Annotated in this window: 27 protein-coding genes; 5 read left to right on the top strand and 22 right to left on the bottom strand. The window is 51.7% G+C overall.

Features of this window, described 5'->3' with window-relative positions; all coding sequences use genetic code 11:
* Positions 1 to 10 precede the first annotated feature (10 nt).
* Positions 11 to 775, top strand: a complete 765-nt coding sequence (locus KDC22_RS19990) for an SDR family NAD(P)-dependent oxidoreductase (RefSeq protein WP_211720105.1) — start codon at positions 11 to 13, stop codon at positions 773 to 775.
* Positions 776 to 923: 148 nt separating this feature from the next.
* On the opposite strand, the gene KDC22_RS19995 is transcribed toward KDC22_RS19990, so the two are convergent.
* The 5 genes from KDC22_RS19995 to KDC22_RS20015 are packed head-to-tail and all read right to left on the bottom strand — an operon-like array spanning position 924 to position 3,465.
* Positions 924 to 1,541 (bottom strand): HAD family hydrolase, encoded by a 618-nt coding sequence (locus tag KDC22_RS19995; protein ID WP_211720106.1) that lies wholly within the window; start codon positions 1,539 to 1,541, stop codon positions 924 to 926.
* Positions 1,542 to 1,571: 30 nt separating this feature from the next.
* On the bottom strand, positions 1,572 to 2,177 hold the full coding sequence (locus KDC22_RS20000) for a class I SAM-dependent methyltransferase (RefSeq protein WP_173132909.1): 606 nt from the start codon (positions 2,175 to 2,177) through the stop codon (positions 1,572 to 1,574).
* Positions 2,178 to 2,199: 22 nt separating this feature from the next.
* On the bottom strand, positions 2,200 to 2,832 hold the full coding sequence (locus KDC22_RS20005) for a pyridoxamine 5'-phosphate oxidase family protein (RefSeq protein ID WP_173132906.1): 633 nt from the start codon (positions 2,830 to 2,832) through the stop codon (positions 2,200 to 2,202).
* A gap of 1 nt (position 2,833) precedes the next feature.
* On the bottom strand, positions 2,834 to 3,226 hold the full coding sequence (locus tag KDC22_RS20010) for a VOC family protein (protein WP_211720107.1): 393 nt from the start codon (positions 3,224 to 3,226) through the stop codon (positions 2,834 to 2,836).
* Between the two features lie 26 nt (positions 3,227 to 3,252).
* A complete protein-coding gene (locus KDC22_RS20015; RefSeq protein WP_211720108.1) occupies positions 3,253 to 3,465 on the bottom strand; it encodes a hypothetical protein in 213 nt (70 codons plus the stop codon).
* Positions 3,466 to 3,662: 197 nt separating this feature from the next.
* Between KDC22_RS20015 and KDC22_RS20020 the strand changes: the two genes are divergently transcribed.
* The gene (locus KDC22_RS20020; RefSeq protein ID WP_173132897.1) at positions 3,663 to 4,034 is read left to right on the top strand and encodes an iron chaperone; all 372 of its coding nucleotides are present in this window, start codon (positions 3,663 to 3,665) and stop codon (positions 4,032 to 4,034) included.
* Between the two features lie 65 nt (positions 4,035 to 4,099).
* Here the strand turns inward: KDC22_RS20020 and KDC22_RS20025 are convergent, their stop codons facing one another.
* The 10 genes from KDC22_RS20025 to KDC22_RS20070 form a co-directional block, all read right to left on the bottom strand.
* Positions 4,100 to 4,597: a YcxB family protein gene (locus KDC22_RS20025; protein ID WP_173132894.1), complete on the bottom strand. Its 498-nt coding sequence runs from the start codon at positions 4,595 to 4,597 to the stop codon at positions 4,100 to 4,102.
* A 74-nt stretch (positions 4,598 to 4,671) separates the two neighbouring features.
* Positions 4,672 to 5,595 carry a DUF7638 domain-containing protein gene (locus tag KDC22_RS20030; protein WP_173132891.1) on the bottom strand — a complete coding sequence of 308 codons (924 nt, stop codon included), beginning with the start codon at positions 5,593 to 5,595 and terminating at the stop codon, positions 4,672 to 4,674.
* Between the two features lie 16 nt (positions 5,596 to 5,611).
* A complete protein-coding gene (locus KDC22_RS20035; protein ID WP_211720109.1) occupies positions 5,612 to 6,736 on the bottom strand; it encodes a PTS transporter subunit EIIC in 1,125 nt (374 codons plus the stop codon).
* Positions 6,737 to 6,848: 112 nt separating this feature from the next.
* Positions 6,849 to 8,405 carry an ABC-F family ATP-binding cassette domain-containing protein gene (locus KDC22_RS20040; RefSeq protein WP_211720110.1) on the bottom strand — a complete coding sequence of 519 codons (1,557 nt, stop codon included), beginning with the start codon at positions 8,403 to 8,405 and terminating at the stop codon, positions 6,849 to 6,851.
* 115 nt (positions 8,406 to 8,520) lie between these two features.
* Entirely contained in the window at positions 8,521 to 8,919 is a 399-nt protein-coding gene (locus KDC22_RS20045; RefSeq protein ID WP_246552779.1) for a hypothetical protein, read from the bottom strand.
* Positions 8,920 to 8,959: 40 nt separating this feature from the next.
* Positions 8,960 to 9,487 (bottom strand): hypothetical protein, encoded by a 528-nt coding sequence (locus KDC22_RS20050; protein ID WP_173132883.1) that lies wholly within the window; start codon positions 9,485 to 9,487, stop codon positions 8,960 to 8,962.
* A 132-nt stretch (positions 9,488 to 9,619) separates the two neighbouring features.
* On the bottom strand, positions 9,620 to 10,432 hold the full coding sequence (locus tag KDC22_RS20055) for an ABC transporter permease (RefSeq protein WP_211720111.1): 813 nt from the start codon (positions 10,430 to 10,432) through the stop codon (positions 9,620 to 9,622).
* The gene (locus KDC22_RS20060) at positions 10,429 to 11,451 is read right to left on the bottom strand and encodes an ATP-binding cassette domain-containing protein (protein ID WP_211720112.1); all 1,023 of its coding nucleotides are present in this window, start codon (positions 11,449 to 11,451) and stop codon (positions 10,429 to 10,431) included. Before KDC22_RS20060 ends, KDC22_RS20055 begins: the two co-directional genes overlap by 4 nt.
* Positions 11,452 to 12,153: 702 nt before the next feature.
* Positions 12,154 to 12,996: a GNAT family N-acetyltransferase gene (locus KDC22_RS20065; protein ID WP_211720113.1), complete on the bottom strand. Its 843-nt coding sequence runs from the start codon at positions 12,994 to 12,996 to the stop codon at positions 12,154 to 12,156.
* Between the two features lie 107 nt (positions 12,997 to 13,103).
* Positions 13,104 to 13,724, bottom strand: coding sequence for an immunity protein Imm33 domain-containing protein (locus KDC22_RS20070; RefSeq protein WP_211720114.1), 621 nt, complete (start codon positions 13,722 to 13,724; stop codon positions 13,104 to 13,106).
* A gap of 428 nt (positions 13,725 to 14,152) precedes the next feature.
* Here KDC22_RS20070 and KDC22_RS20075 point away from each other — a divergent pair, with 428 nt between their 5' ends.
* Positions 14,153 to 17,998 carry an S-layer homology domain-containing protein gene (locus KDC22_RS20075; RefSeq protein ID WP_211720115.1) on the top strand — a complete coding sequence of 1,282 codons (3,846 nt, stop codon included), beginning with the start codon at positions 14,153 to 14,155 and terminating at the stop codon, positions 17,996 to 17,998.
* Between the two features lie 90 nt (positions 17,999 to 18,088).
* On the opposite strand, the gene KDC22_RS20080 is transcribed toward KDC22_RS20075, so the two are convergent.
* From KDC22_RS20080 to KDC22_RS20110, 7 genes are all read right to left on the bottom strand, one after another.
* Complete coding sequence (locus KDC22_RS20080; RefSeq protein WP_211724115.1) at positions 18,089 to 18,970, bottom strand: AraC family transcriptional regulator; 882 nt, start codon at positions 18,968 to 18,970, stop codon at positions 18,089 to 18,091.
* A 115-nt stretch (positions 18,971 to 19,085) separates the two neighbouring features.
* A complete protein-coding gene (locus KDC22_RS20085) occupies positions 19,086 to 19,610 on the bottom strand; it encodes a DNA topology modulation protein (RefSeq protein WP_211720116.1) in 525 nt (174 codons plus the stop codon).
* 25 nt (positions 19,611 to 19,635) lie between these two features.
* Positions 19,636 to 19,989 carry a DMT family transporter gene (locus tag KDC22_RS20090; RefSeq protein ID WP_173132844.1) on the bottom strand — a complete coding sequence of 118 codons (354 nt, stop codon included), beginning with the start codon at positions 19,987 to 19,989 and terminating at the stop codon, positions 19,636 to 19,638.
* Positions 19,990 to 19,991: 2 nt separating this feature from the next.
* On the bottom strand, positions 19,992 to 20,315 hold the full coding sequence (locus KDC22_RS20095) for a DMT family transporter (RefSeq protein ID WP_211720117.1): 324 nt from the start codon (positions 20,313 to 20,315) through the stop codon (positions 19,992 to 19,994).
* Positions 20,316 to 20,327: 12 nt separating this feature from the next.
* The gene (locus tag KDC22_RS20100; protein ID WP_173132838.1) at positions 20,328 to 20,861 is read right to left on the bottom strand and encodes a TetR/AcrR family transcriptional regulator; all 534 of its coding nucleotides are present in this window, start codon (positions 20,859 to 20,861) and stop codon (positions 20,328 to 20,330) included.
* Between the two features lie 138 nt (positions 20,862 to 20,999).
* Entirely contained in the window at positions 21,000 to 22,136 is a 1,137-nt protein-coding gene (locus KDC22_RS20105; protein WP_211720118.1) for an SGNH/GDSL hydrolase family protein, read from the bottom strand.
* On the bottom strand, positions 22,133 to 22,387 hold the full coding sequence (locus tag KDC22_RS20110) for a hypothetical protein (RefSeq protein ID WP_211720119.1): 255 nt from the start codon (positions 22,385 to 22,387) through the stop codon (positions 22,133 to 22,135). The genes KDC22_RS20105 and KDC22_RS20110 overlap by 4 nt, the downstream gene beginning before the upstream one ends.
* A gap of 178 nt (positions 22,388 to 22,565) precedes the next feature.
* On the opposite strand from KDC22_RS20110, the gene KDC22_RS20115 reads away from it, so the two are divergent.
* Positions 22,566 to 24,440 (top strand): LTA synthase family protein, encoded by a 1,875-nt coding sequence (locus KDC22_RS20115; RefSeq protein WP_211720120.1) that lies wholly within the window; start codon positions 22,566 to 22,568, stop codon positions 24,438 to 24,440.
* A 137-nt stretch (positions 24,441 to 24,577) separates the two neighbouring features.
* Positions 24,578 to 25,375, top strand: a complete 798-nt coding sequence (locus KDC22_RS20120) for a lipase family protein (RefSeq protein WP_211720121.1) — start codon at positions 24,578 to 24,580, stop codon at positions 25,373 to 25,375.
* Position 25,376 lies beyond the last annotated feature (1 nt).

The following is a 25,376-nucleotide window of genomic DNA, read 5'->3' on the forward strand; positions in this document are numbered from 1 at the left end:
AGGTGTTACAGTGAGAAATCTATTGGATTTGAGCGGAAAAGTAGCAGTAGTAACAGGAGCGGCCGGGGGGATTGGTGCGCAATTATCCCAGGCTTTGGCCGGGCAAGGGGCGGACGTTGCCCTGCTCGATTTGAGCGTGGACGAGCTGGATACGACCAGACAGCAGATTGAATCCCAAGGCCGCCGGGCGCTTCCTCTGCGGTGCGACGTAGCCTGCGAGACGGATATTGCAGCGGCAGTCGCAAGCATTCTGGAGTATTTTGGCCGATTGGATATTCTGGTGAATAATGCCGGAGTGGCCTCCGCAGGCTCTGTCGAGGAATTGGCGGAAGCCGAATGGGACCGGGTAATGGATATCAATGTGAAAAGTATTTTCCTTATGTCTAAAGCTGTGATCCCGGCGATGAAAGAACGCCAGCAGGGCCGCATTATCAACATGGCTTCCATCTGCGGGGTGAATGGCAGCAAACTGGCCGCCCTTCACGCCTATAATGCCTCCAAGGGCGCTGTCGTGAATCTGACCCGTGGCATGGGCGTTACTCTAGCTCCTTACGGAATCACGGTGAATGCGATTGGACCCAGCCTGTTCCCCAGCGGGATGACTCGTGGGCTCTATCAGGATACCTTCTTGGAGCAGTACAATACCTTATGCCCCATGGGCCGCCCCGGCAACCCCGATGAATTGAACGGCGCCGCCCTCTACTTCGCCTCCGATGCTTCCAGTTACACAACAGGCCAGACGCTATATGTGGACGGGGGCTGGACGGCAGTCTAATCCAGGCGTACCTATGTATACTATCCCCTGCGTATCCTCTACTGTCTTCGCCAGACGCAATAAGGAGCTGTCTTCATAGCCATGAAATGGCTGTAAGACAGCTCCAGCTTTTTGCAGGAAGAGGTTATCCCTTATCCCAGGGGCGCTTTCAGAACAATTCCAATAACCCATCCAGCCGCTCAAGCACATAATCATGACTGCTTACCTCGCCGAATCCATAACCCGCATAGACAAACGGAATCCCCGCGAACCTTGCCGCCTTCATATCCCCTTCTGTATCGCCCACATAAACAGAACTAGTTAGATGATTCCTGTCCATGACCAGCTTGATATTCTCTCCCTTGCTGAGTCCGGTTCTCCCCGGATTCTCGTAGTCTGTGAAATAATTCTGCAATTGATGATACTCATAAAAGGCCTCAATGTACCCCGCCTGGCAGTTACTTACAATGAACAGCTTATATTGAGCCGATAATGCCTTAAGCACCTCTTCCAGCTGCCCGTATAACCTTCCGCCTTGCTTTGCCAGAACAAGACATTCCATATCACAACATTCATCCATAATCTTCTGCCGGATCTCCTCATCTGCATCAGGAAACAGCTTCCGGCCAACCTCCGGTACCGGCAGACCCATAATCCCCTGTAAATCTGCTATAGTTACTTCTTTTGCGGCTCCCTTGTAGCGGCTAATCACATGATTCCATCCTGCCACTACAGTCTCTGTCGGGTCCCATAACGTGCCATCCAGATCAAAGATAATACTGTCCATTGTGAAGTTCTCCTAACGTTAATTTCGTAGTTACTGCTGCGGCGCAGCCCAAATCAAATGTACCATATTCAGCGAATAACGCTCCGCTCTCTGGATCAACATCCCTGACTCCCGGACCAGTCCGAGGATATCCCTGGTATGATGGCATCCGTAGATACGGTAGAGCAGCGGATTAAGCGCCCGTTGCAGCGTAGACACCATGAAGTTAGAACCGATCCCATGCTCCATGAGCAGGATGGTTCCGTCCGGCTTACACCAGCGGTTAATCTTCTCCAGCATCCCAAGCGGGTTCTTATAGCTGCACATAGACAACGTTGATACCACCGTATCAAATGATTGCGCGGGGAAACTCATGTCTTCCATATCTGCACAGATACAATTGGCATCCAGATGATAATGTCTGGCGGCCTGGCGGGCCTTCTCCACCATTGCTCCGCTGAAATCCGCAGCCGTGATCCTAACTCCCCGGGGGTAGAACGGGAAGTTCGCCCCGGCCCCGACAGCAAGCTCAAGTACATCGCCCTTTGCATCACTGATAAGATTCCGGCGCCACCGCTGCTGCTGCGGATCTTCTCTTTTGCGGTCATAGTCCGTAGCCTGTCTGTCAAAAATCCGTATAAGCCTCTCTTGATCCATTCTTCACCGATCACTCCATTCCTTAATAGAGCCGTTTCTCATAACTCTCCTGTATGCCCTGCCGGACTACTTCCACCGTGAACTCAGGAGAATTCACATGATCTGCGATAATAGCCGGAGCAGACGGAAGCGCGGCTTCGGCGGGCCAAGTGGCGGGGTCCCAGGCCTGCGAGCGTTTGAAGGCTTTGGCACAGTGCATGTAACATTCCTCCACCTTCACCCCGATGCCCAGCATAGGCCGTTTATCTCTGGCCTTCATTCGCTCCAGAATCGGCTCATCTCTGATTACATACGCTTGCCCGTTAATCCGCAGGGTCTCTTCAAGACCGGGGATGATGAAGATTAGACCGATGTTCGGGTTAGCAAGAATATTCAGCAACGAGTCCATTCTGCGGTTGCCCGGACGCTCCGGGATCACCAGATGCCCGTCATCCAGCACCAGCACCGAACCGGGGGCATCTCCGCGCGGAGAGACATCGCAAGAGCCGTGTTCATCTGCTGTGGACAGGAATAACAGCGGGGACATCGCTATGTAATCACGGCAATGCTGATCCAGATGCCGGATCGACTTGCGCTTCACCACTTCACTCGGATACCCCAGAAGCTCTCTAAGCTCCTGTTCCGACGTCAACAGTTCATTAAAGGGAGTATTCATCTCACACCCAAACCTCCATCCGTTCATCCAAGGTTGAAGTATGCAGCTCTAACTGGATTCCATCCGGGTCCAGGAAATTCACCGACCAGCCAGTTCCCCGCTGAACAGGACCTCTGACGATCTCAACGTGATGCTTCTGCAAGATGCCGACAGCTTCATTGAAATCATCCGCTGCGATATAAAAAGCTACATGATCCATCCCGGCGGACCCGCCTGCCTGTTCCTCGGCAACCGTCCGTTCCAGCAGACAGACCCAGGCGCTGCCCCACTCCAAATAGGCATCCGTTCTGCCGCGGTGTCTGATGGTCATACCCAGAATGCCATGGTAGAACTCCAGGGATCTCTCCAGGTTCCGTATATTGAGTGTAATGTGACTGAATCCGCTGACTTTCATATAAAGGCCCTCCTTAGCTAAGTAAATTACAGCCATCTGATAAATTTTTTATGCAGTACTTCGATCTGATGCCGCTCTGCCCAGGCCTCAAGCGCCCGTATCCCCTGATCTTCTTGGTCGGTGAAGCGGAAACAGTAGGAATAAGGGACCAGCAGGCGGGCTTTGGGCTTCACTGCGATTACGGGCATGAAGTATCCTCTGATGAAAATCCGCTTCACATTCCGGGCTCTCCACCCCATCCCCCGCTTTCCTCATCCTGCAAGATCTTTAGGTGTAACCTTATAATACAGGTAAATGATGGAATGAGGAAGCGGGGCGCCCTATACGATGACAGATCTGCGAAGCCTGCAATTGGGGTATTAAAGTTTTTGACTATCCTCTGGCTACAAGATATTATAGGTTGCATAAGGGCTGATACAGATCAGGAGGAACAATCATGGATGTGTTTGCAGAGTATTTAGCGAAGATAGATAACCCGGTCCATCAGGTAACGGTGGAGGAAGTACTCGCCTGGGTGTTGCAGGAGTTCCCGCAGCTCGAACCGAGAATTGGCTGGAACCAGCCGATGTTCACCGATCACGGAACCTATATTATTGGCTTCAGTGTAGCCAAAGGGCATATGGCTGTCGCCCCGGAGAAGGCAGGCATGGATCATTTCGCCGAGGTCCTGAAGCAAGGCGGGGTTGATCACACCAAGCTGCTGATCCGCATGAAATGGACGAATCCGGTGGATTACGGCCTGCTGAGACAGTTAATCGAGTACAACATTGCCGACAAGGCGGATTGCACAAGCTTTTGGCGGGTATAGCTGCGGTATTCATCCGCTCCCAGGTGCAGAAAAGGACATGCCATATGGCATGTCCTTCTTTTTCATCACCAAATCACGCCACTGACAATCTTGCGGTGATCTGACACATACGCTCTGAATTTATGCTCCTGTGCAGCATCCTCGAACGATTGCTTCGCAACGAACCAATACTCCTGTGGCCCATGGAACAGCAGATAGTAGCTCTGGTTCTCCCATACCCGGGTGAAAGAGCCCCATGTCATGACGGACGCGTCCTTCTCCGGACTGAAATTGATCCCCTCTGCATCGAAAAGATATTCAAATTCCTTATTGTACCTTGTATCTGCCGACAATATCTTCGGTAAAAGCAAGGTTCGCATCACGATTGACATTCCCATGGTCAGAACCAGCGTAATTGATATGCCGAGCAGAATGACCGATTGGTTCTGAGTATACAGAATCATGCACACCGCTATAAATACCGCTTGAACGCCAATGGACAGTATAGATTTCCACGAGTGGAAATATAATGCCCGCGCCACCTTGGAAATATGCCGTCCATAATGAAAGCTGATTGTCTCCATCCTGCCACCCTCTATCTCTTCACTTCATCACTTATAGTAGTATAGCATCCAGCGCGTAGAAAATCCTGGCCCGTTCACACTTCACGTGTCTCTTCAGGATGATACAGAATTCGCTGGTAATCCCAATCCTTCGTATCCATATCGCCCAGATACATCCGTTCATGCTCCGGCACAAGCTCATATTTGATTCGAAGCTGCTCCCGGTAGTATTCACCCGGATTCTCCAGATAAGCGTAATAGGCAGCCCGGCACGCTTCATGCGCCGTTTGCTCGCCGTTTAGCTGCTTGTGGAGGTTGTGCAGCTCTTTGAGCTTCTCTTCCGCATCCGCAGAGTATAGGGCTTCGCCTAATGTAACCTCGCCCAATTGCAGAATATGTACATTAACAGGTGTATCCATTGTCGTGAAGAAGGTCTTATCTGCAAAAAGCGTGTCCAGCTCCTCCAGCGTATATTCTGCTTCAGCAGGCAGGTTATAGACCGCTACCTTTCCGTCCTTGTATATCACAACATCGACCAGGTATACTGCCCCGCTATTCTTCATGAACAGGTGGACACTTTTGCCCTCCGTCGTCTGGTAGAACATTTCGCTGTTGACATAGAATTCCGTAGAGGAAGGTGAATGCGCAATCCGGCGCGCTTCACTCTGCTCCTGCTCCCGGTCCGAAATCTCATAGATATTCGTATGGTCCGGATTCAGCAGACTCACTGTTTCCTGAATATGCTGGTAATAGCTTGCAGCGTTGTAAGTCCACTTCGCTGACTCTACCGTATACGCACCCAGTCCATGAATGGACAGCTGCTTCCCGGAGGGAACTGCCGGCGTTAACCAGCCTGAATTTATTTTGCCGGATAAGCCCTTAAGATCTGTAAGCTCCCAGCAGTTGACCATGCCGTCTTCGTACACATCTACATTAATATAGAAGTAACTTCCTCCGTTATGGATGATTCCGGGAATGGAAGTCCCTTCCACCGTCTTGGTTCTTCTAATTGCTCTCATGTGTAATCCCCCTTAGCTAGGACTTGGCGAGTGGTTCGACGACTGGCTCCGGTCCAAGCTTCACGCACAGCGTCGCAATCAGCGCAATCAGGAAGCCGGTCGTACAGGCAATCAGGAAGCCGCCGAATCCGTCCCCCAGATAAGCCGGCAACGTCGCCAGGCCCGGAAAGGCGAATGAGATCGCAGCCGAGCCGAACATTCCGACCATCCCGCCTCCAATGGAGCCAGCGCAGCAGACGATGATCATCGGCTTGCGCAGAGGCAGGTTCACACCGAACATCGCAGGCTCAGTTACGCCGAACAATGCCGAAATCGACGCCGATAAGGACAGGGTACGGAACTTCTTGTCTTTGGCTTTGATGAATACCGCAAGTGCTGCCCCTGCCTGGGCGAAGGCCGCCGGTCCCATCAGTGCGAGGATCGTGTCTGAACCTCCGGTGCTGATATTGTTGATTGCCAGCGGCACCAGACTCCAGTGCAACCCGAATATAACCATCGGCTGAATAATCGCCCCAAGCACCATACCGGCCCCGACAGAACTGAGGTTATACACCGCACGATACCCGTCCGCAAGAGCATCCCCTGCCAGCGCTCCCATCGGCCCGAATACAAGCAGTGTCACCGCTGATACCACCACAATAGAGATAAGCGGAGTGAAGAACTCCCGGATGACCTCGGGCAATATTGTGACACAGAATCGTTCGACATAGACCAGCAGGCCTACCGCAAGGATGATGGGAATGGCACTCGCGGGATAATTAACCGGTGTGATGCTCATGCCCAGGAACTCGATGACTTCTTGGTTCGCAAACAGTGTCGTCAGGCTCGGATACAGCAGCACCCCGGCAATCACCACCGCTGTAAAAGGATTGGCCCCGAATTTACGGGCTGCTGTAAACGCCAGAAGCAGCGGAAGGTAATGGAACAGGCTGTCCGCCATCGCATTCAGCACCGTATAGGTGCCCTCCGTCTTGCTGACAATCTCCAGGGCTACCGCACCTGCAAGAAGCCCTTTCATGATGCCTGCCGCACTCAATATATTGACGATGGGAAGAAAAATTCCGGAAATCCCGTCAATGATCACATTGACAATATTTCTTTTGGATGGCTTCACGACTGTGTCCTCTTTCACTACGTTCATATGATCCCCCTGCATTCTTACTCACTCTTATGTAAATGACCCGTAAGAGTCACTTTTCGCAAAGTTCTCCTCCTACGGGTCAAACCTCAGACCGGCGTCAGTGCCGGCTGTCCTAGAATACTTTGGTTGTCCATGATTCGCAGTTCCAGGTATCTGTCACGATATCGCGGTAAAATTCAGGCTCGTGGGAAATCAGCAGGATACTGCCTTTATACGCCTTCAGTGCTCGCTGCAGCTCTTCCTTCGCATCTACGTCAAGATGGTTGGTAGGCTCATCCAGGACGAGCAGATTGCTCTCCCGGTTGATCAGCTTGCATAGACGCACCTTGGCTTTCTCGCCGCCGCTCAGGACCGCAATCTTGCTCTCAATATGCTTGGTCGTCAGGCCGCACTTGGCCAGCGCTGCACGAATCTCAAATTGGGAGTAGGACGGGAATTCGTTCCAGATCTCCTCAATACAGGTGTTGTAATTCGATTCCTTCATTTCCTGCTCGAAATACCCGATCTCCAGCAAATCCCCCAGTCTCGCCGTGCCTGAAATAGGCTGAATCTGGCCGAGAATACTGCGCAGCAGCGTGGTTTTACCGATACCGTTCGCACCGACGAGTGCGATTTTTTGTCCCCGCTCCATGCTTAGCTCCAGAGGACGCGACAACGGGGAATCATAGCCGATGACCAGATCCTTGGTTTCAAAAACCATTTTGCCGGAAGTCCGCCCCTGCTTGAAGTTGAACTGCGGCTTCGGCTTCTCCTTGGCGATCTCGATGACCTCCATCTTATCCAGCTTCTTCTGCCGGGACATCGCCATATTGCGGGTAGCTATGCTGGCCTTGTTGCGGGCCACGAAGTCCTTCAGATCGGCAATCTCCTGCTGCTGGCGCTTGAACGCGGATTCGAGCTGCGACTTCTTCGCTTCGTACACCTGCTGGAAATACTCATAATCGCCCACATAGCGCGACAGCGACTGGTTCTCCATATGGTAGATCAGGTTGATGACACTGTTCAGGAACGGAATGTCATGCGAGATCAGGATGAAGGCATTCTCATAATCCAGCAGGTAGCGCTTCAGCCAGTTGATATGCTGTTCATCCAGATAGTTCGTAGGCTCATCCAGCAGCAGAATGTCCGGCTTCTCCAGCAGCAGCTTGGCCAGCAAGACCTTGGTCCGCTGACCGCCGCTGAGATCGTTAACATCCTTGTCGAGACCAATGTCGGTCAGACCGAGCCCGCGTGCGGTTTCGTCGATTTTGGCATCAATCATATAGAAATCCTGGCTGGTCAGCATGTCCTGAATCGTTCCAACATCCTCCAGCAGCTGCTCCAGCTCCTCCGGGGAGACTTCGCCCATCTTGCCGTACATGTCGTTCATCTCTTGTTCCATATCGAACAGATATTGGAAGGCGCCGCGCAGCACATCCCGGATGGATTGTCCCTGCTGAAGCACTGCGTGCTGGTCCAGATAACCGGCGCGCATCCGCTTCGCCCATTCCACCTTGCCTTCATCCGGCTGCAGCTTGCCTGTGATGATATTCATGAAGGTTGATTTCCCTTCACCGTTGGCACCGATCAGGCCGATATGCTCGCCCTTCAGCAGACGGAAGGAGACATCGGTGAAAATGGCCCGGTCGCCGAAGCCGTGACTTAGCTTTTCTACATTTAATATACTCATGAAGTGAACACCTTTTCCTTTATTCTATATTCTCGTCATATTATAAAGGCTAACGCGCCACAACTCCAGACGGTTTGTAAAAAAAACAGAAAACACACTAAGGGAAAGGGTCAGCTTACGTCATACTCTCTCTTGGAACATACTGAACATCCTTAGCCACTACCCAGCCACTCATCCCGTATGAGGATAATAACTCGATATATTTGTAGTTCTCTTCGGTTAATATAATTTGCAATTCTTCAAGTGATTCATACCAGGTTGGCCAGCCATAGCTCCGGCTCTTAAGTAACATTTCCGAGTTGTCATCCATAAAATGTTGAACTGAAGATTGCTGGATACTCAGGATAATACTGCCCTTTAGGGGATGATCAAACTTATGGCTTAGTACATTTATAAAAATAACATTCATCTCTTCCACCATTCTCGAATCGTCATAGCGGGTATGTATGATAATTTGGTCATTCTGTAAATCGACTACGTAGGATAAAATCACACTATCGTGAATCATCGGCATTATTTATGGCCCCATTCCGTTATAGTTTCTCCTAGATATGCTAGCTAACCCATTCCTTGAATACAAGGATATGCAATATTGACACGGTCAGATTAAGCAGCAGTCCAAGTATAGCCCATTTATTTCGCGAAATAATCCCCAGCACACTAATGCTAATGGCGAATAACAGGAAGAAGTACACCAGATAGATTAAAGTGTCTGCGTAAAGTGCTAAGACTTCAGAGCCTGAATCATTTAACCAGATTCCGTCATACAGGCTCTTGTTCTTGCTGGTGGCATATATCAATAGACCGGCGATACAAACCGATGATGATAACACGGGAATGGCTGTTAAGCCTTTTATATTCTTCTTGTGTCTTCCTAACGTCACTGACCATAGACCATAAACTACAAACACTACGACAAGACAGACCAAGTACATCTGATAGAAATAAAACCCTTCTTCACGGTCCCCGGTTCCCCCGCCATCTGGACCTGAAGCGTATAAGAACAGATTAGTAATGACTAGAATGAAATTTAGGATTGCATATTTGATTGTGCTGCTTCCTATGCCCTCATACTTTTTCATGATTACGTCCTTTCTTGCGCTGGTTGGTCCTCAGAATAAACTTCAATACATAACCCATCATTTCCTCTAAAAAGCAAAAAGACGTTAACCAGATGTACCGCTACATCCGTTAACGTCTTCTAGTGATGCGAATTAAGTCCGGCGCATATAAGCACGCACAGTAATTGGAGCAAAGACCGCCACAATCACGGCGGCACCGATGAGGGAGTAGACCAGATCACTGCCTACCGTTCCATGGTTGACCAGTTCACGGACAGCGGTGACCAGATGAGAAATGGGATTGGCATTCACGAACCATTGAAGCCAGTTCGGCATGGTATCCACAGGAACAAAGGCATTGGAGAGGAATGTGAGCGGGAATAAGACGATCATCGAGATTCCCTGTACACTGGAGGCTGTGCGGGCAATCACACCGAAGAATGCAAAGATCCAGCTAATCGCCCAAGAGCATCCGATCACAAGAACCGCTGCAAGGGCAACGCCGCCGATACCGCCTTCAGGCCGCAAGCCCATGATATAGCCCATCACGAAGGTGAGTACCGTAGCAATGGTATAACGGATGGTATCTGCTAACAGCGCACCCGCCAGAGGGGCAATCCGGGCAATCGGCAGGGATTTGAAGCGGTCGAACACCCCTTTTTCCATATCCTCCCGCAGCTGGACACCGGTGACGACAGAGGTCGTGATTACGGTCTGAACCAGGATTCCTGGAATGATGACCGGCAGATAACTTGCCACATCACCGGCAATCGCCCCGCCGAAGATATACGTGAACATCAAGGTGAAAATGATCGGCTGAAACGTGACGTCAAACAATTGTTCCGGCGTGCGCCGGATCTTGAGCAGTCCTCTGTACGCCATCGTTAATGAATTGCGTACGGCCTGACCGAAGCTGGTATGATTGTTCAGCTTACGTTCTACACCGGGTTTAATGTAAGTACTCATGCAAGCACCCTCTCCTTATTCTGTGCGCTGTCCGCGGCATTCCCAGCCTCTTCCTTCACTCCATGACCGGTCAGGGTCAAGAATACTTCATCCAGCGTCGGCTTCTGCACGCTCATCTCAAGCAGCGGAATATCTGCCTCGCGAAGCGCAATCAAGAGGTCGGTTACCCGGTCTACATCCCCCATCGGAGCGGTGATTTTGGCCGCCTCTGCTGACAGGTTCGACCTGACCTGCAATACCTGCTCGATAATTCGGCGGGCATTCCCCATATCCTGCGGGTTCACTACCTTCAGATGCAGCGAGGAGTTGCCTACCGAACCCTTCAGCTCATCGACTGTCCCTTCCGCAACCACCTTACCCGTATCAATAACAGCAATCCGGTCCGCCAGTTGATCCGCCTCTTCGAGATATTGTGTGGTCAGCAGCACCGTTGATCCCGTCTTCACCAGCCTGCGGATCGTCTCCCACATCTGATTGCGTGTGCGGGGGTCAAGTCCTGTTGTCGGTTCATCCAGAAAAATCAGCGGCGGCTGCGCAATCAGGCTTGCCGCCAGATCGAGCCGCCGGCGCATTCCGCCGGAGAAATTCTTCAAGGGACGTTTCGCCGCTTCCGTCAGGCCAAATTCCTCCAGCAGCTCTGAAGCTTTGCTGCGCGATTCTGCGCGTCCCAGGCCATGCAGCCTGGAGAAGATGATCAGATTCTCAGTCGCGCTAAGCGACTCATCCACCGACGCATATTGACCCGTGACTCCGATTAACTGCCGCACGATCTGCGGTTCTTTGGCCACATCATGTCCGAAGATGCGCGCCGAACCTGCGTCAGGCCGAAGCAGGGTGGCGAGCATACGGATGACCGTCGTCTTCCCGGCTCCATTGGGACCCAGCACCCCGTAGATCATTCCTGTGCCAACCCTCAGATCCACACCATCCACCGCGCGGTTGCTGCCGTAGATTTTGACAAGACCTTGCGCTTCAATGGCATAGCTGCCGCCCGGCTGCGCTGTTTGCGTTTGTTTCATGAATTCATCCTCCTAGAACAACTGAATGTATTAGGATGGTAACCGACTTTTTTAAACTGAATATAAACTTACTGTTCACAGCAAAAATCCGATCCCATGGGATCGGACTGGAGAAGTACGCTTGCAGGCGTAGCTGTGTAATCTTTTTACTTATTCATAACCGCCTTCGGCTGGCGGCAGCTCTTGGTAAGCCTCTTTACCGGCCACGATATCCGCGATGAAGGTCCGCAGCTCTAGCAGTTGCTCTGCATCTTCCGTAAGCTCACATTGCTCACCGGACCAGGCCAGATTCCGGGTGACTTAATCACCTCCATAAGGACAACTTTTACAATGAACAGCAGGTTGATAGAGCATCCGAACTACAGAAGTGAAATCCACAAATACGGTAATGTATGAAGATGCGTTCGAAGTGAACATTCAGTGATAGTTGTATTCTATACATTTAAAAACAGTGAACAGGAAGGTTATTCTCTTCTAGCTGTAGTCTGTACAACTAAATCTGCCTGAATGGGCGAAACCCACTTAGAGATGGCAGTTTAATTGCACGAAATACAGGTAAACGGATATTAGGCGGGTTATCTGGCGATTTAGTTGTATAGAGTACATTTAAGCCTACCATGCGCACCTTAATCGGGGCACGGCAGACCCTCATGCGATGGGTTACTGTATTTTTCACCATTTTAACTCTGATGATTCATTGGTTTAGGTAGTATAGTTGTAGCTGGCTAAATATTTAGCAATGACTTCCTTACTCTCATGCCACCACAGAATTGGGAGTTCGCCTACTTTCGCCATCCCTAACTTCCCAGCCAGATGATTGGAGCCAGTATTGCCGGTATCACAGTCCCAGTACGTCGTTAGCTTCCGCTGACGGGCAAGCTCTATGAATTCTTGACATAGTCTAAACGCCAAGCCTTGATTCCGGTAATCCTTCTGCGTGATAATGTCCGGTTCAATATAGCCGCCTCCTACATAGAAAGTGTTACAAGCGCTTACAAATCCGCCTTCATTCAAATAACAATAACCAAAGGCTTTGTCCAGATAGGTCTCCGCAGAATCCCACAGCAAGCGATAGCTATCATCCATCTCCTGATTATAGCGTTCAAACAACTGTTCATCTATTCTAGTTAATATAAATTCTCCAGAATCCTCCTGAACTTCAACAGGAATTGCAGCATCGCCGTTCATAATATAATGTGTTCTGTTCAGCTCCACTGTGTTTTCTTTCAGCGGTTCTTCCAGCAGCACAAGCCAGTGATTGGAAGAGAAATACAAATCATAGAAATTCGCATGATTGGCCGGATTGGCTAAGAAACCAATTAAGCTTTGATTGAACAAATGATCATCTTCCTGTCCAAACAGATAATATTTCCCGCCGCGGCTTGCGACAATTCCTGCAGTCGGCTGGTCTATATTATTCACAAATATTCTACCAGGCTGATTAAGATCCATAACCCCCTGCACAAATACAAAGATGAAATCACCGTCTTTATGAGTTAAAAGATGCCTAATCTCGTTGTACCTGCTTGCATGTAATTCTATCATTCTCCTCATTCCTCTCAGCCTATCTATCCGTTATGTATAGCTGCGGTTCGCACAGCACTAAGGCCGGGGCCACAGTCACCTGTGTCCGCCAGCCCAGTATATCATGCCTACCGCCAATTCTTCACCTCTACCCATTCTGCATCCGGGCCGCTTCGTTCAAATGCCGTGCCCACGGCTCCCTTAAAAGGCTCCAGCAGGCTAGGGTCCCGGTCAATCAGATCATAAACATTCATGATCGCCGTGTTCTTGGGGTCGCTTAAGTAGGCGCGATCTTCTTCCCCGGTGAATAGCCGCCAGCCGCTATCCTGCTCCCGGGTAGCGGCTTCACGGTACATCCAGCGTACCCCGCTGCCCGGCAGCATACATTTTCTGGTGACCATAGCAGCCTTCTCCCCTACCTCGACCCACGCCGGATCTCCTTGTCTAAGGATGGACTGGGCGATATGCCTGGGCTCGAATTCCACGGTATCTCCCGGCTGCAGCGACTGTATAACTCCGGGTGCATTGGTCAGAATCCCCGTATATCGTCCGGTAACCGGATCTTGTCCCGTGATCTCCACCCACATCCGTTCAGCACGCGGCTGCCCTTCCAGCGCATTCGTCAGCATAAAATGCAACCTAACCATTCTCCCTATCTCCTGCGCTTCCCGTTCTTGTCTGGAGGGAATAAAAAACGACTCAGGATGCAATCGGCTCGTCTCTTCTACATCTTCCAAAGTCCATTCCATGCGGCATACCTCCTGGTCTGTTGTACTAGACTACCATTACCCTAATATGTGCGGGACTATTCAGTGAAGCCTGGGAACCAGATTCCGAGCGGTTTGCGGCCATTGTTTACATACTTAATCTTTTAAATTAATACTACCGGCAACCTGCCACCCTATAATTAACCTCATGTAAGAATTAGCTATATAGATTGAACTTGAAAAATATCCTAAAAGGGAAAAGTGGCGGAGGAGAATTTTGGCACTGTAGGAGCGATAGCGTCCGCCTTTGTCTGCGGATTTCCACCGCGATGAGCGGGTTAAATCAAGAAATCTGTAGACAACAGCGGCCGGAGGGCCAAACATTCTCTGGAGTCACGACAATCCCATAATAGAATAAATACAAGTTAATCTATATAGTCCATTTCGGTAGAATCAGAGGAGCGAAGCACATGCACAGTAAGAAGAATCACCGAAGGCTCAAACGGATAGGGAATAGAATAACCCTGTTCCTCCTATTCCTCTCAGTCGCAGTAAGCACCCTGCAGCCGGCAGGCTTCATTGCAGCTGACCCTCCTATTCCCGGTGCCGTAGTCATCGAAGATTTCGAGCATGACCTGAATGATAATGTACTGGTCCAAAAAAGAAACTTCTCCGGTGCCATGAGCCTGGAGTCCGCTCCCAAGCATGTCCGTTCAGGCCAGAATTCCGTACGTCTGGACTATGACTACATTGGTGTCAAAGAAAATCCCTCCTATGTCTATGTAGGTCCAACAGCCCCAGTCCCCATTACCGGCCTTCCCAAAAAGATTGGCATGTGGATCTATGGCAATAACGACGGACATCTCATCTTCAGCAAGTTCAGAGACGGCAAAGGCAAATCCTTTGAGGTGGAATATCTGGATGAGAACGTCGGCGTGGACTGGACCGGCTGGAAATACATTGAGGGTGATATCCCCCAAGACAAGACAGGGCCAATCCAGCTGGAAATCTATATGCGGATCGAACAATCCATTGTAGACAAAAAAAATAAAGGTACCGTATGGGTCGACGATGTGCGCCTGATCTATGAGCAGGACCCTAATGAAGATATGGGCGTCCCGGCCTTGGAGATCGTGTCCCCCGGGGATGCAGCCGTAGTCCAGACGCGCACTCCGCGTATAGAGCTGATGGCCACCGATGACCAATCGGGGATTGACCCCGGCTCCGTAGAGCTGAAGCTGGACGGACATCCCGTAACCACCGAGTATGCAGCGGATACTGGTAGCATATCCTATCAGCCCTCCGCTCCGCTGGCAGGGGGATATCACACCGTGCAGGCTGCTGTATATGACAGATCCGGTAACCCCGCCGAACGCAGCAGTTCTTTTGTCATTCCCGAGGGTATTCAATATCAGCTGAGCGCCCCGTCCGAAGTCCTCAGCAATACCACATTCCAATTGAAGCTTCAGATTAAGCAAGCTGCTGATCTGGAGGCTGCGTATGCCAAGCTTCAATACGATCCGCAGACCTTGGATATCGCTTCGGCTGAGCCTGCCGTTGATCCGGCACTCGTTACTCGAAATGAGATCAACTCTGTACAAGGTGAATATCAAGTGCAGCTGTCCGGATTGAACCCTCATTCCTTACCGGATGACGGGACCGCTGTGGTATTGAATATGACGGTTAAGCCCAGTGCCAAAATGGAGCGCGGTGAGGTATTCAAATCCATCGCGATGAGCGACGGCAGCCTACGGATGACCGCTGGAGAAGCGGTGTACGCGCTGGCAGCCCCCCATCCATACACGATCGGTTTTCCTTACACGCTCACTGTACAAGGCAGCTCAATCCATACGACAAGCACTTTGCGTGTTACGGATGCTTCAGGCGCGCCCGCCGAAGGAGTCTCTGTAATCGTACCCGATCCGCTTGAGCCGCAATCCTTCGCTGAGGTGAGAGCTGGAGAGTCTGGAGTATACACCAATGCTGATTCCGCTTCGGACAAGCTCGCTTCCGCTATACAGGGCGAACGATTCTTCACAACCGGAGTGACCAATGGGGACTATACCGCCATTCTGCTGCCGGATGGCAAAAGAACCGGCTGGATTCCCACTGCTGATATTCAGGTGAGCCTCTTGAAGGAAGCTTGGAGCCTGACGGATGCAAAGGGTGAAATCCATACCGGCCTGACGACCTTGGCCTTGACGAGCCTCAGACTCCAGGCTGTGAACGGGGATAAGGTCAGCAAGGAGTTCAAGCTGTCTGTAGTACCGCAGCTTGGGTCAGATCAGCCGGAATATGTCAGAACCTATGTTACACAGGATATGAAGTCCACCCGGAGCATTGTCTGGAGAACAGCCCCCCGTGTGGCTGGTGGCGTGATTCAGTATGCGAAGGCCAGTGAATTCAAGGGCTTTGACCAGCCGAATATTCTGGAGCAGGCCGCTGAACCCCAGCTGCTGTTAGCCCCTGACCGTGTCAATGAAACCTTGTTCCACAAAGGACTGCTGCAACAGCTGTCACCGGGTACGGAATATATATACCGTGTAGGAACTCCGGGGCTGTGGAGTGAACAGTATACGTTTACGACGGAGGCAGCAAGTCCGCAGTCTTTCTCCTTCTTGTTTGTAACGGACTCGCACACTAATAATGAAGAAGCCCTGCATATCCACCAGGATTTAATGAGCAGTGCCTTCACCCATTACCCGGATGCCCGCTTTGTTATGCATGGCGGCGATATCGTCGATGATGGCGGCGTAATGAACGAATGGGAGCAGGATATGAAGGCCTCCCAGCTCTACAGCGGCGACGTTCCCTCCGCCTATGCCATAGGGAATCATGATGTCAAAAACGGCGGAAAGGACGTATTTACCAAGGCGCTGGGACTGCCAGGCAATGGAATGGCTGGACAAGAGCATTTGAACTATTCCTATGATTATGAGGATACTCATTTCGTTGTACTTAACTCGGAAACCGATGAGGCAGAGATGCAGAAACAAGCAGTATGGCTGCGGGAGAATCTGAAGGCCAGCTCTGCGCAATGGACGGTCGCTATGTTCCACCGGCCTGCTTATCATACGGAGGACGGGCGCGGCCCGGAGCTGGTTACCCGGTATTTGGCCCCGGTCCTGGAGGAGCTTGGCGTAGATCTGGTGCTGGTGGGCCATGATCATGCCCTGGCCTGGACCTATCCCATGAAGAAGGGCCAGCCTATGAAGGATGGCAGCCAAGGTACCGTCTATCTGTCCGGAGGGTCCTCCGGCTGGAAATTCTACGATGCAGTCAAGTTCGATTACCTGGAGTATCTGTACGATGACAATTTCCCGGTGTATTCCGCGATCACGATCAGCAAGGACCAGATTGTCATCGAAGCCAGAAAGACGGATGGCGAGAAGCTGCAAGCTTTGACCATTAAAAAAACGGACACAGTAACACCTCAGCCTGAGCCTGGTACCAGCCCGACTCCGAGCCCGACTCCTAGTCCGACTCCAAGCCCAAGCCCAGAACCGAGTCCGCAGCCGAGTGCTACGCCAACTCCAGATTCAGGCTCCGCACCGGGCAATGGATCAGGTACGAAGCCGGGACCGGTGGCAAGCCCGTCCCCTGCGCCAGCAGCTACGGCTGCACCCGCCGTAACACCGGCACCTGCCGCGACACCTACATCTGCTATCTTCGCAGAGGGAGTACAGCCCGGTGTCTTAAAGGATGCACTTAAGGCCAGAATTGCCGGGGGCCAAGCAGATCATTCCGCGCCTGTGCTGAAGGATATTGCAGGTCTGTGGAGCACCCGTGCGATATCGGTATTCTATCAGCTGAAGCTGATTAACGGTTATGAGGACGGCACCTTCCGGCCGAATCACAGCATCACCCGTGCGGAATTCGCCACAGTCATTACCAAAGCATTTGGACTGATGAGATCGGACGCTTCACCGCAAACCTTAAGTGACATGAAAGCTCATTGGGCCCGGGAGGCCATTGCCACACTTGCTTCCAGGGGAATGATTACCGGTTACCCGGATGGCACCTTCCGGCCGGACCGGACCATCAGCCGGGCTGAGATGATTATGATCCTATCCAGAGTCGTTAACTTCAGCAGCGCCGCAACGGTTGAAGCGGGCCTTAGCTTCAGCGATGCCCAGGCTTCCTGGAACAAGGAGCAGATTGCCCAAGCCGCCGCAATCGGTCTAATTAACGGTCGCGGCCAGGGCCGGTTCGCCCCGGACCAGTCCGCGACCCGGGCAGAGGCTGTAACCCTGATCATGAATGCCCTTTGTCTTGACCCGGAGATCCGAGTCTTAATGGATCAATTAACTAAATAATCGCGCAGCAAAACACCCTCTGGAATGGAGATTGGAATGAACCTTGTGGTTCATCCAATGACCTTCTGGAGGGTGTTTTTGTTGATACTTTTATGAGCGCTCCGCTTCCTTCACGGGAATCCATATTTCACTTCTATAGGCTGGTGAGGTGGTATCCTTGCTCTCATTCCAGAGAATCTCCGGCCCCTCCACCTGCTCGTAATGCGAAGAAGGGAACCATTCAGAATAGATCCGGCCCCAGATATTCTGGAGCGTGTCCGGGAAGGGTCCCACCGCTTCAAATACAGCCCAGGTGGACGCCGGGACTTCAAGCACGGCATAGGAAGGCGGACTTGTCAGAGTGGTCGCAACCCCAATATAATGATCAAGCTCTCCCTGCTCCTCCATCCGTCCTTCGGAGAAATTCACCGATGCGCTGAGCATCCCGGCCGGAACGATATTCGACAGCTGCTTCAGCTCTGTGATCATCTCCATGTTCAGACTCTGCCACATAGCGGCGATCTCCGGGTTCACTCCGCTGAACTGGATCGGCACCCTTTTCTTCAATCCAACAATGCGAAACGCCGCTTTCTCTTCCATACGATAATTCATTTCACTGCCTCCTCTGATTGTTAACTGAAACGTCATTCGAGGAAAGGACTTCAGCGGTGTCCCTGCACTTCGGGCTTCCGAAGGCGTCACCCCATGAACCTGCTGGAATGCCTTGGTGAAGGCATCCGGTGAGCTGTAACCCACCTCCAGGGCAATATCAATGATCCGCTTCCGGCTGTGCTGGAGCTTGAATGCAGCCAGGGTCAGACGTCTGCGCCGGATATATTCCGACAGCGGAATCCCGGCCAGGAAGGAGAACATCCGCGTGAAATGATACTCCGAGCATAACGCCAGCCTCGCCGCCTCCCGGGCATCCACCTCTTCCTCCAGATGCTCTTCAATATACGCGAGTGCAGCATTCATATTTTCGAGCAGGTTCATCATCTCCCATCCTTTCCTCACCATCAGATTAACAGCAATTCAGCAGCCGGATCCGACAGTTCCTGCACCAGATTAACGGGTGCCCGCTTCCTCGATACTCTTAACGGTCTTCCGTCTATCCAGACCTTCCGGCATCCGCGAAGCTCTTGACTAACTCCTTGACCTGCCGTCTGCTGGTTACAATAATTACTTCCTGGTGAGACCCGGTCTGCCGGAGTCTCTCCATAGTGCTGCTGCGGCTTCGTGTCTTGTAGTTCCATACCCATCTCACGAATGCCCAGTCCAGCTTCTCTGGGCAGCCTTCGTTCATATCTGGTCTAGACTGGTTGTGATACATCATTCGACGCTTTACAATCCTGTACATACATAGGAGCCTGGGCAGATCCAGCAAAATAATCACATCCGCACGCTTAAGTCTCATATCCATCGTCCTTGAATAATTGCCATCCATAATCCATCGCCTTTGGTCCGTGTATTGCCGCACAAGTTCCTCCCATTCCTCATTCGGCTTGGGAATCCAGCCCGGGCTCCAGAAATGGGCATCTAAATGCACGACGGGAAGATCTAGCAACCCGCCAAGCTGCCGCGCCAGGGTAGACTTGCCTGACCCGCCTGATCCGAGAATTAGAATCCGGTTCATAAGTTCTCCTTTTGCTGTTTTCCTGTTATTTCGCGGGTGATTTCTCCGCTTCCTGCCGGGAAGGACTGGAAGAATTCAGCAGGACCAGCCCCCCGATGATGATAAGCAGACTGATGCCGGTAAGCAGGTTGAACGGATCATTCCAGATCAGGATGCCGATGAGGGCCGTCAGAGCGGTACCGGCTCCCGACCAGATCGCATAAGCGAGGCTTAACGGAATGGTTCGGAGACTGATAGATAAGCTGTAGAACGCGAGTCCCATGCCAATCACCACGCCGATGGATGGCAGCAGGCTGCTGAATCCGTCAGAGAGCTTGAGCATCGTCGTTCCGAAGATTTCCGAGAGAATGGCGACACTTAATGCAAGATAACTTTTCATGATTATTCCCCCGTTGAAAGCTTCAGGAGCACTACACCGCCAATGATGAGCACTAATCCTGCCATTTTTTTGACATTCAGATGTTCTTTATAGACCAGGACGCCAACCATGGCGGTTAACGCCGTTCCCACCCCTGACCAGATGGCGTAAGCTGTCCCAAGAGGGATCTCCTTCAGTGCCAGGGACAGATTGAAGAACGCCAGCCCCATGCCCGCAACCACCGCAATCGAGGGAAGCAGCTTCTTGAACCCGTTCGAGGCCTTCAGCATAGAGCTGCCGAAGACTTCGCTGACAATGGCTAATGATAACAACACATAAGAATTCAATGGGGTTGCCTCCTAATCAATCATTTCCAGTAATTTATGAATAACCTTGCCGCGCATTTCATCACCGATCTCCCCGATTCCGAACACCTCCGACAACCACAGGCCGTCCACCGCCAGCCGGACAATCGAGGACATTACGGGATCAATACCATCATTCTCTATGTTCTGTTGCCAGACCGAGTACTGTTCCCTTAGTTCATCCAGCAGAACCCCGTTGGTAAAAAGTGCTGCGTTAAGCGCAACATTCATATCCTGCCCATCCTTATCAGCATCTACGGTAGACTGTAAATAAGCACGGCTCCATTTCCCTTGAATCCGTGTATCCTGGTCCGCTCTCTTCTGAACATCGGCTGCGAAATCACTCGTTATGCCCGAGACCATACTTTGGATTAATGCGTCCTTATTCGGAAAATGGTGCAGCAGACCGCCCTTGCTTACCCCCGCTTCGGCGGCGACCGCTTCTAGCGTGAGCTTCTCAATCCCGTTCTGCTTCACAACCGTTGAAGCTGCAGCCAGGATCAGGCTGCGTTTGGAATTACTGTTCATTTGACTCACCTCTGAATTAACTATACCGTCCGGACGGTTTTCTTGTCAAATGCTTTACAGCAAAAACGCCCATCAGCCGATGAGCGTCCCTGCCTCTTCATATAGAAGGTATCTGCTTGAAGGTATCTGCCGCAGCATCTAGGAACCTGACAATAGTCCCCGGATGTAGCCGCTTAATTCCTGTGCTGTCTGCTGATGGGCAAGCAGCCCCGGATGGGTTCTCGCTCCTATAGTCTCACTTGTCGTATTCGGCAACTGGAACACAGACACGTTCCTATCGCCTGTGGACTTAATATATGTATCCACAGCACGGTAAATGGCCGGCATCAGCGAGAGGCCCAGCATTCCATATACCCACACGATATGCGCGTCGGGGTTACAGGTCCTCAGCTTGCCCACGAACTTCGTCACCGCAGACTCGAAGGCAGCCAGATCCTCTTCATGATAACTTCCGTCTTCCTTCAGCCGCTGCTTATATCTCTGTCCGGTAGTCTCATCCTGCCATTCCGGCGAATGAAAAGCGCCGTCATCATTGGTGCCCAGGTTGACAACGACCACATCCGGCTGCCAGGAGCCGAAATCATTCTTCTGATGCGCTCCAAGTGCTTCATTGTGGTGTCCGGTGAGCAGGCCGCAGACCTGCTCATAGATGTCAGGAATATTGCCCTGCGGGTTGTTATCCCAGCTGGAGAGCACGCCCCACCCGCTCTGTGAAACCACACGGTAGTCAGCCTGGACCGCCTCTGCGGTCATTGCTGTATAATTGTGGACTCCGCTGAACCAGGCCGGTATCCAGTCTTCCTCCGCCTTGGCTCCGATCACGCCTTCACCGGAGGTGATGCTGTCCCCGACGAACTCAATCCGGTAAGGCTTGTCTTCGACAGGCAGGAACCCGCCGTCTGTGCGGACCGCATGGAACTGCAGATAGCAGCCCGGGTCACCGCTCATCGCCTGAACTTCTTTTACCAGCCGGATATTCTTCACACGCTCAGGGTTCATTCCTCTGAATACACAGATCCAGTGCCTTCCGGCATTCAGCATTTGTCTGCTTACCGGAACGTTGTTGATCAATATACTGATCCAGGACTCGTGATGATCATAGCCGGACTCCGCCTCAATCCACAATTCGGACGCCCGGACATTCAGCTCAATCGCACTTCCAGTCCAGAATAAAGTCAGCGGGGCCAGCTCTCCCGTCGTCCGCCCATGAATCTTCAGCTGTCCGATCTCAGCCAGCGGCTGTACCTGTAATTGCCGAGGGGAGACACCGCTCATACCAATCCCTCCTGTCTGGTGGCAATAGTGAAGCTGCGGACCTTCATCCACTTCCCGCCTACCCATTCGTCGATGGTGCCCTTCCTCGTTCGGACACAGAACTTATGCGCCGTGCCCCGGTCGAAGCCCGTTGCCTCATATAACAGATCATCGCCCTGCTGTCCCTTGAAGTACACCTGCTTCAGACCGAGTCTGTTCAATAGTTCAAGCTTTACACTTTCTGTATATTGGCGTGAGAATTCTTTTGACATTAATGTTCCTCCTGCTGGGGTTATCCTCTATTATTCTTCCCGGATCTTCTTTGAGAATAACGTATATCTAGTGAATTTACACCTTATTTTTCACCATACCGCCTTGATATCCGGTTGATTTCAAGCTCGGCCATGTAATAGAATTAATGGATTATATAGAAAAGGATGCGCATATGCAATGCCTGACAAGGAATCACGTTCTCTAAGTAAAAGATCGATTCTGTTCTTCTCTCTGATCATGCTCGTCAAGAGCTATTTCGCCTGGTATTACTTATTCGAGGACGGCCCGACCTGGACCACCTGGCTGAAGGAAATCCCCTTCGTGCTGCTGCTGTTCTGCCTTATCGAATGGTTCGCCACGAGGCGCAAGGTCGCCATTTATCTGCTCGTCAATCTGCTCATTACCGTCCTGTTCTTCTCTCTTATTGTCTATCATAATCATTTTGGAATGATTGCTACGTCTCAGGTCTTCGGCCAGGTCAAGCAGGTGGGTGCCGTCAAAAAAAGTATATTCGCCGTCGTGCATCCGCAATATATGCTTATATTTGTTGACATCATCATCATTGGCTTCATTATGCTCAGAAGGAAGAGAGCGCTGGCCTGGAAGCACTCCATGTCCCGCCGCAGCAACCGCAAGGCCCTAGCTGTCCTGTTCTGTATTTCACTGGTCATGTGTATGATGAATATCTTTCCGAACAAGGCCAGTATGAATGAGAATGTCAAGGCGGAGCAGATGGGGATTCTCAATTATGAAGCCTATGCCGCCCTGCTCGGTCAACCTGAGGAAGAGCCTATGGACCGTGCGGAGATCTCCCAGGCCAGCATTGACAGGACCAAGGGGATTCAGCCTGCTCATGATCCGGTCCTGTTCGGAGCCGCCAAGGGGAAGAATCTGATCATCCTCCAGATGGAGTCGCTGCAGAACTTCCTGATCAACCTGCGGGTCGACGGAACAGAGATCACTCCGAATCTGAATAAGCTGGCCGCCGGAAGCTACTATTTCCCCCGTTTCTTTCAGCAGGTGGGACAGGGCAATACCTCGGATGCCGAATTTATCGTCAACACCTCCTATTATGTTCCGCCGGATGGCCCGGCAACGGAGATGTACGCTCCGAAGGAGCTGCCTAGCCTGCCTAAGCTGCTGGAGGCCCAAGGTTATGCTACCGCAACCTTTCATACCAATAATGTGGAATTCTGGAACCGCGGAGAGCTGTACAATGCACTCGGCTTCGACCGTTATTATGACAAGACTTATTTCGGTGAAGAGGATGCTGTCTTCTACGGCTCTTCGGATGAAGTCCTGTACAGCAAAACCTCTGCCGAGCTTGCACAGATGGATCAGCGTGAACAGCCCTTCTATGCCCATGTGATCTCGATGTCATCGCATAATCCGTTCTCCATCCCGGAGAGCAAATACAAGATGACCTTGCCGGAGCGTTACGAGGGTACACTTGTCGGTGACTATATCCGCGCCGAGAACTATGCGGATTACGCGCTGGGCCAATTCATTGACGAGCTCAAGAGCAGCGGGGTGTGGGATAACAGTGTGGTTGTCCTCTACGGCGATCACCGGGGTCTTCCTATATTCTCGCTGAAAGAGGCCGACAAGGTCCTGCTGGAGGAGATTCTGGACCATGAATATAATGAACGCGATCTGATTAATATCCCGCTTATGATCTCTGCCACCGGCATTACGGCACCAAGCGTGAAGGAGCAGCTTGGCGGGCAGGTTGACATTCTCCCTACCGCAGCCAACTTGCTCGGCGTGCCGCTGGATAATCATATTCATTTCGGACAGGATTTGTTGAACCAGACGAAGTATAACCTGCTGCCGCAGCGCTATTATCTGCCGACAGGATCATTCGTCAATAACGAAGAACTCTTCTTGTCCGGCAGCGGGTTCGAGGACGGCCAGCATTATACCTTAACCGGTGACGGGACGGGACTGCTGCAATCGACAGAGGATGAATTCACCCGGGCGCTGGAGCTGCTGCGCATGTCGGACAGTTATGTAACCCAGCTGCCGGACCGGGAAGTGCAAGACAAGAACTGAATAGTCACGAAGCCAAGCCCGGTTCATGAGACTTATCTCTGAATCGGGCTTGTTCATGCATAAATTGCGGCTGTCCCCATAGGCACCAATCCCGCCTTCTGATCATACACAGATAGAAAAGAAGGGCGGGATGCGGGATGAGCAGCATGAGAAATGAAGAGGAATGGGCCATCTTTCTGGCGGCTGTCTGTGGACAGACTTATACCCAATTTGCCAATGCGGACGGTTCATTCGTTGTTCCGGCAGGCTTCTCGGTCGTTCACAGCTTCCAGGCGAAGTCCATGGGTAATGTCTGGGAGCTGTTCGGCTTCATTCTGGAATCTCCGCAGGCGATTATCATTGCCTGGCGCGGAAGCATCTCGACCAATGACTGGCTCTCTAACATGAATGCCGGCCAAAAAAAATACCCGTATATTCCGGAACCCTGCCTGACCCATAGGGGGTTCACAGACCTCTATGCGTCGGCACGGGATGATATTCTTGCCATACTCAGCACCCTGTCCCCGGAGAAGACACTGTATGTCACCGGCCACAGCCTCGGCGGGGCGCTTGCGACCCTGTGTGTGCTGGATCTTGCTGCCAATTCTGCCTACAGCTCCCCCTACCTCTACACCTATGGATCGCCCCGTGTGGGGGACCCGGCTTTTGCCAAAGCCTTCAGCTTATATGTCCGCAGCAGCTACCGCTATGCCAATATCTTCGACGTCACCACCTATGTTCCGCCCACCGTCTACAAGCTGCCCAGGCAGGAGACCAAATACTATTACGCCCATGTTCAGACGCTGAAATCCTTGTCCTTCCAGAATGGGACGGTGGAGCTGAACCATGTCATCCGAAGCTATTTCGCTGTACTGGCGAAGAAGCGGCCGGAATTCACCGCAGCCTTATGCTCCGGGAACCCCGGCTTCTGCCCGGTGCTTGAGTTAGTCACCTGAT

This window comes from Paenibacillus tritici, assembly GCF_018207515.1.
Classification (GTDB): Bacteria; Bacillota; Bacilli; order Paenibacillales; family Paenibacillaceae; genus Paenibacillus_AQ; species Paenibacillus_AQ tritici.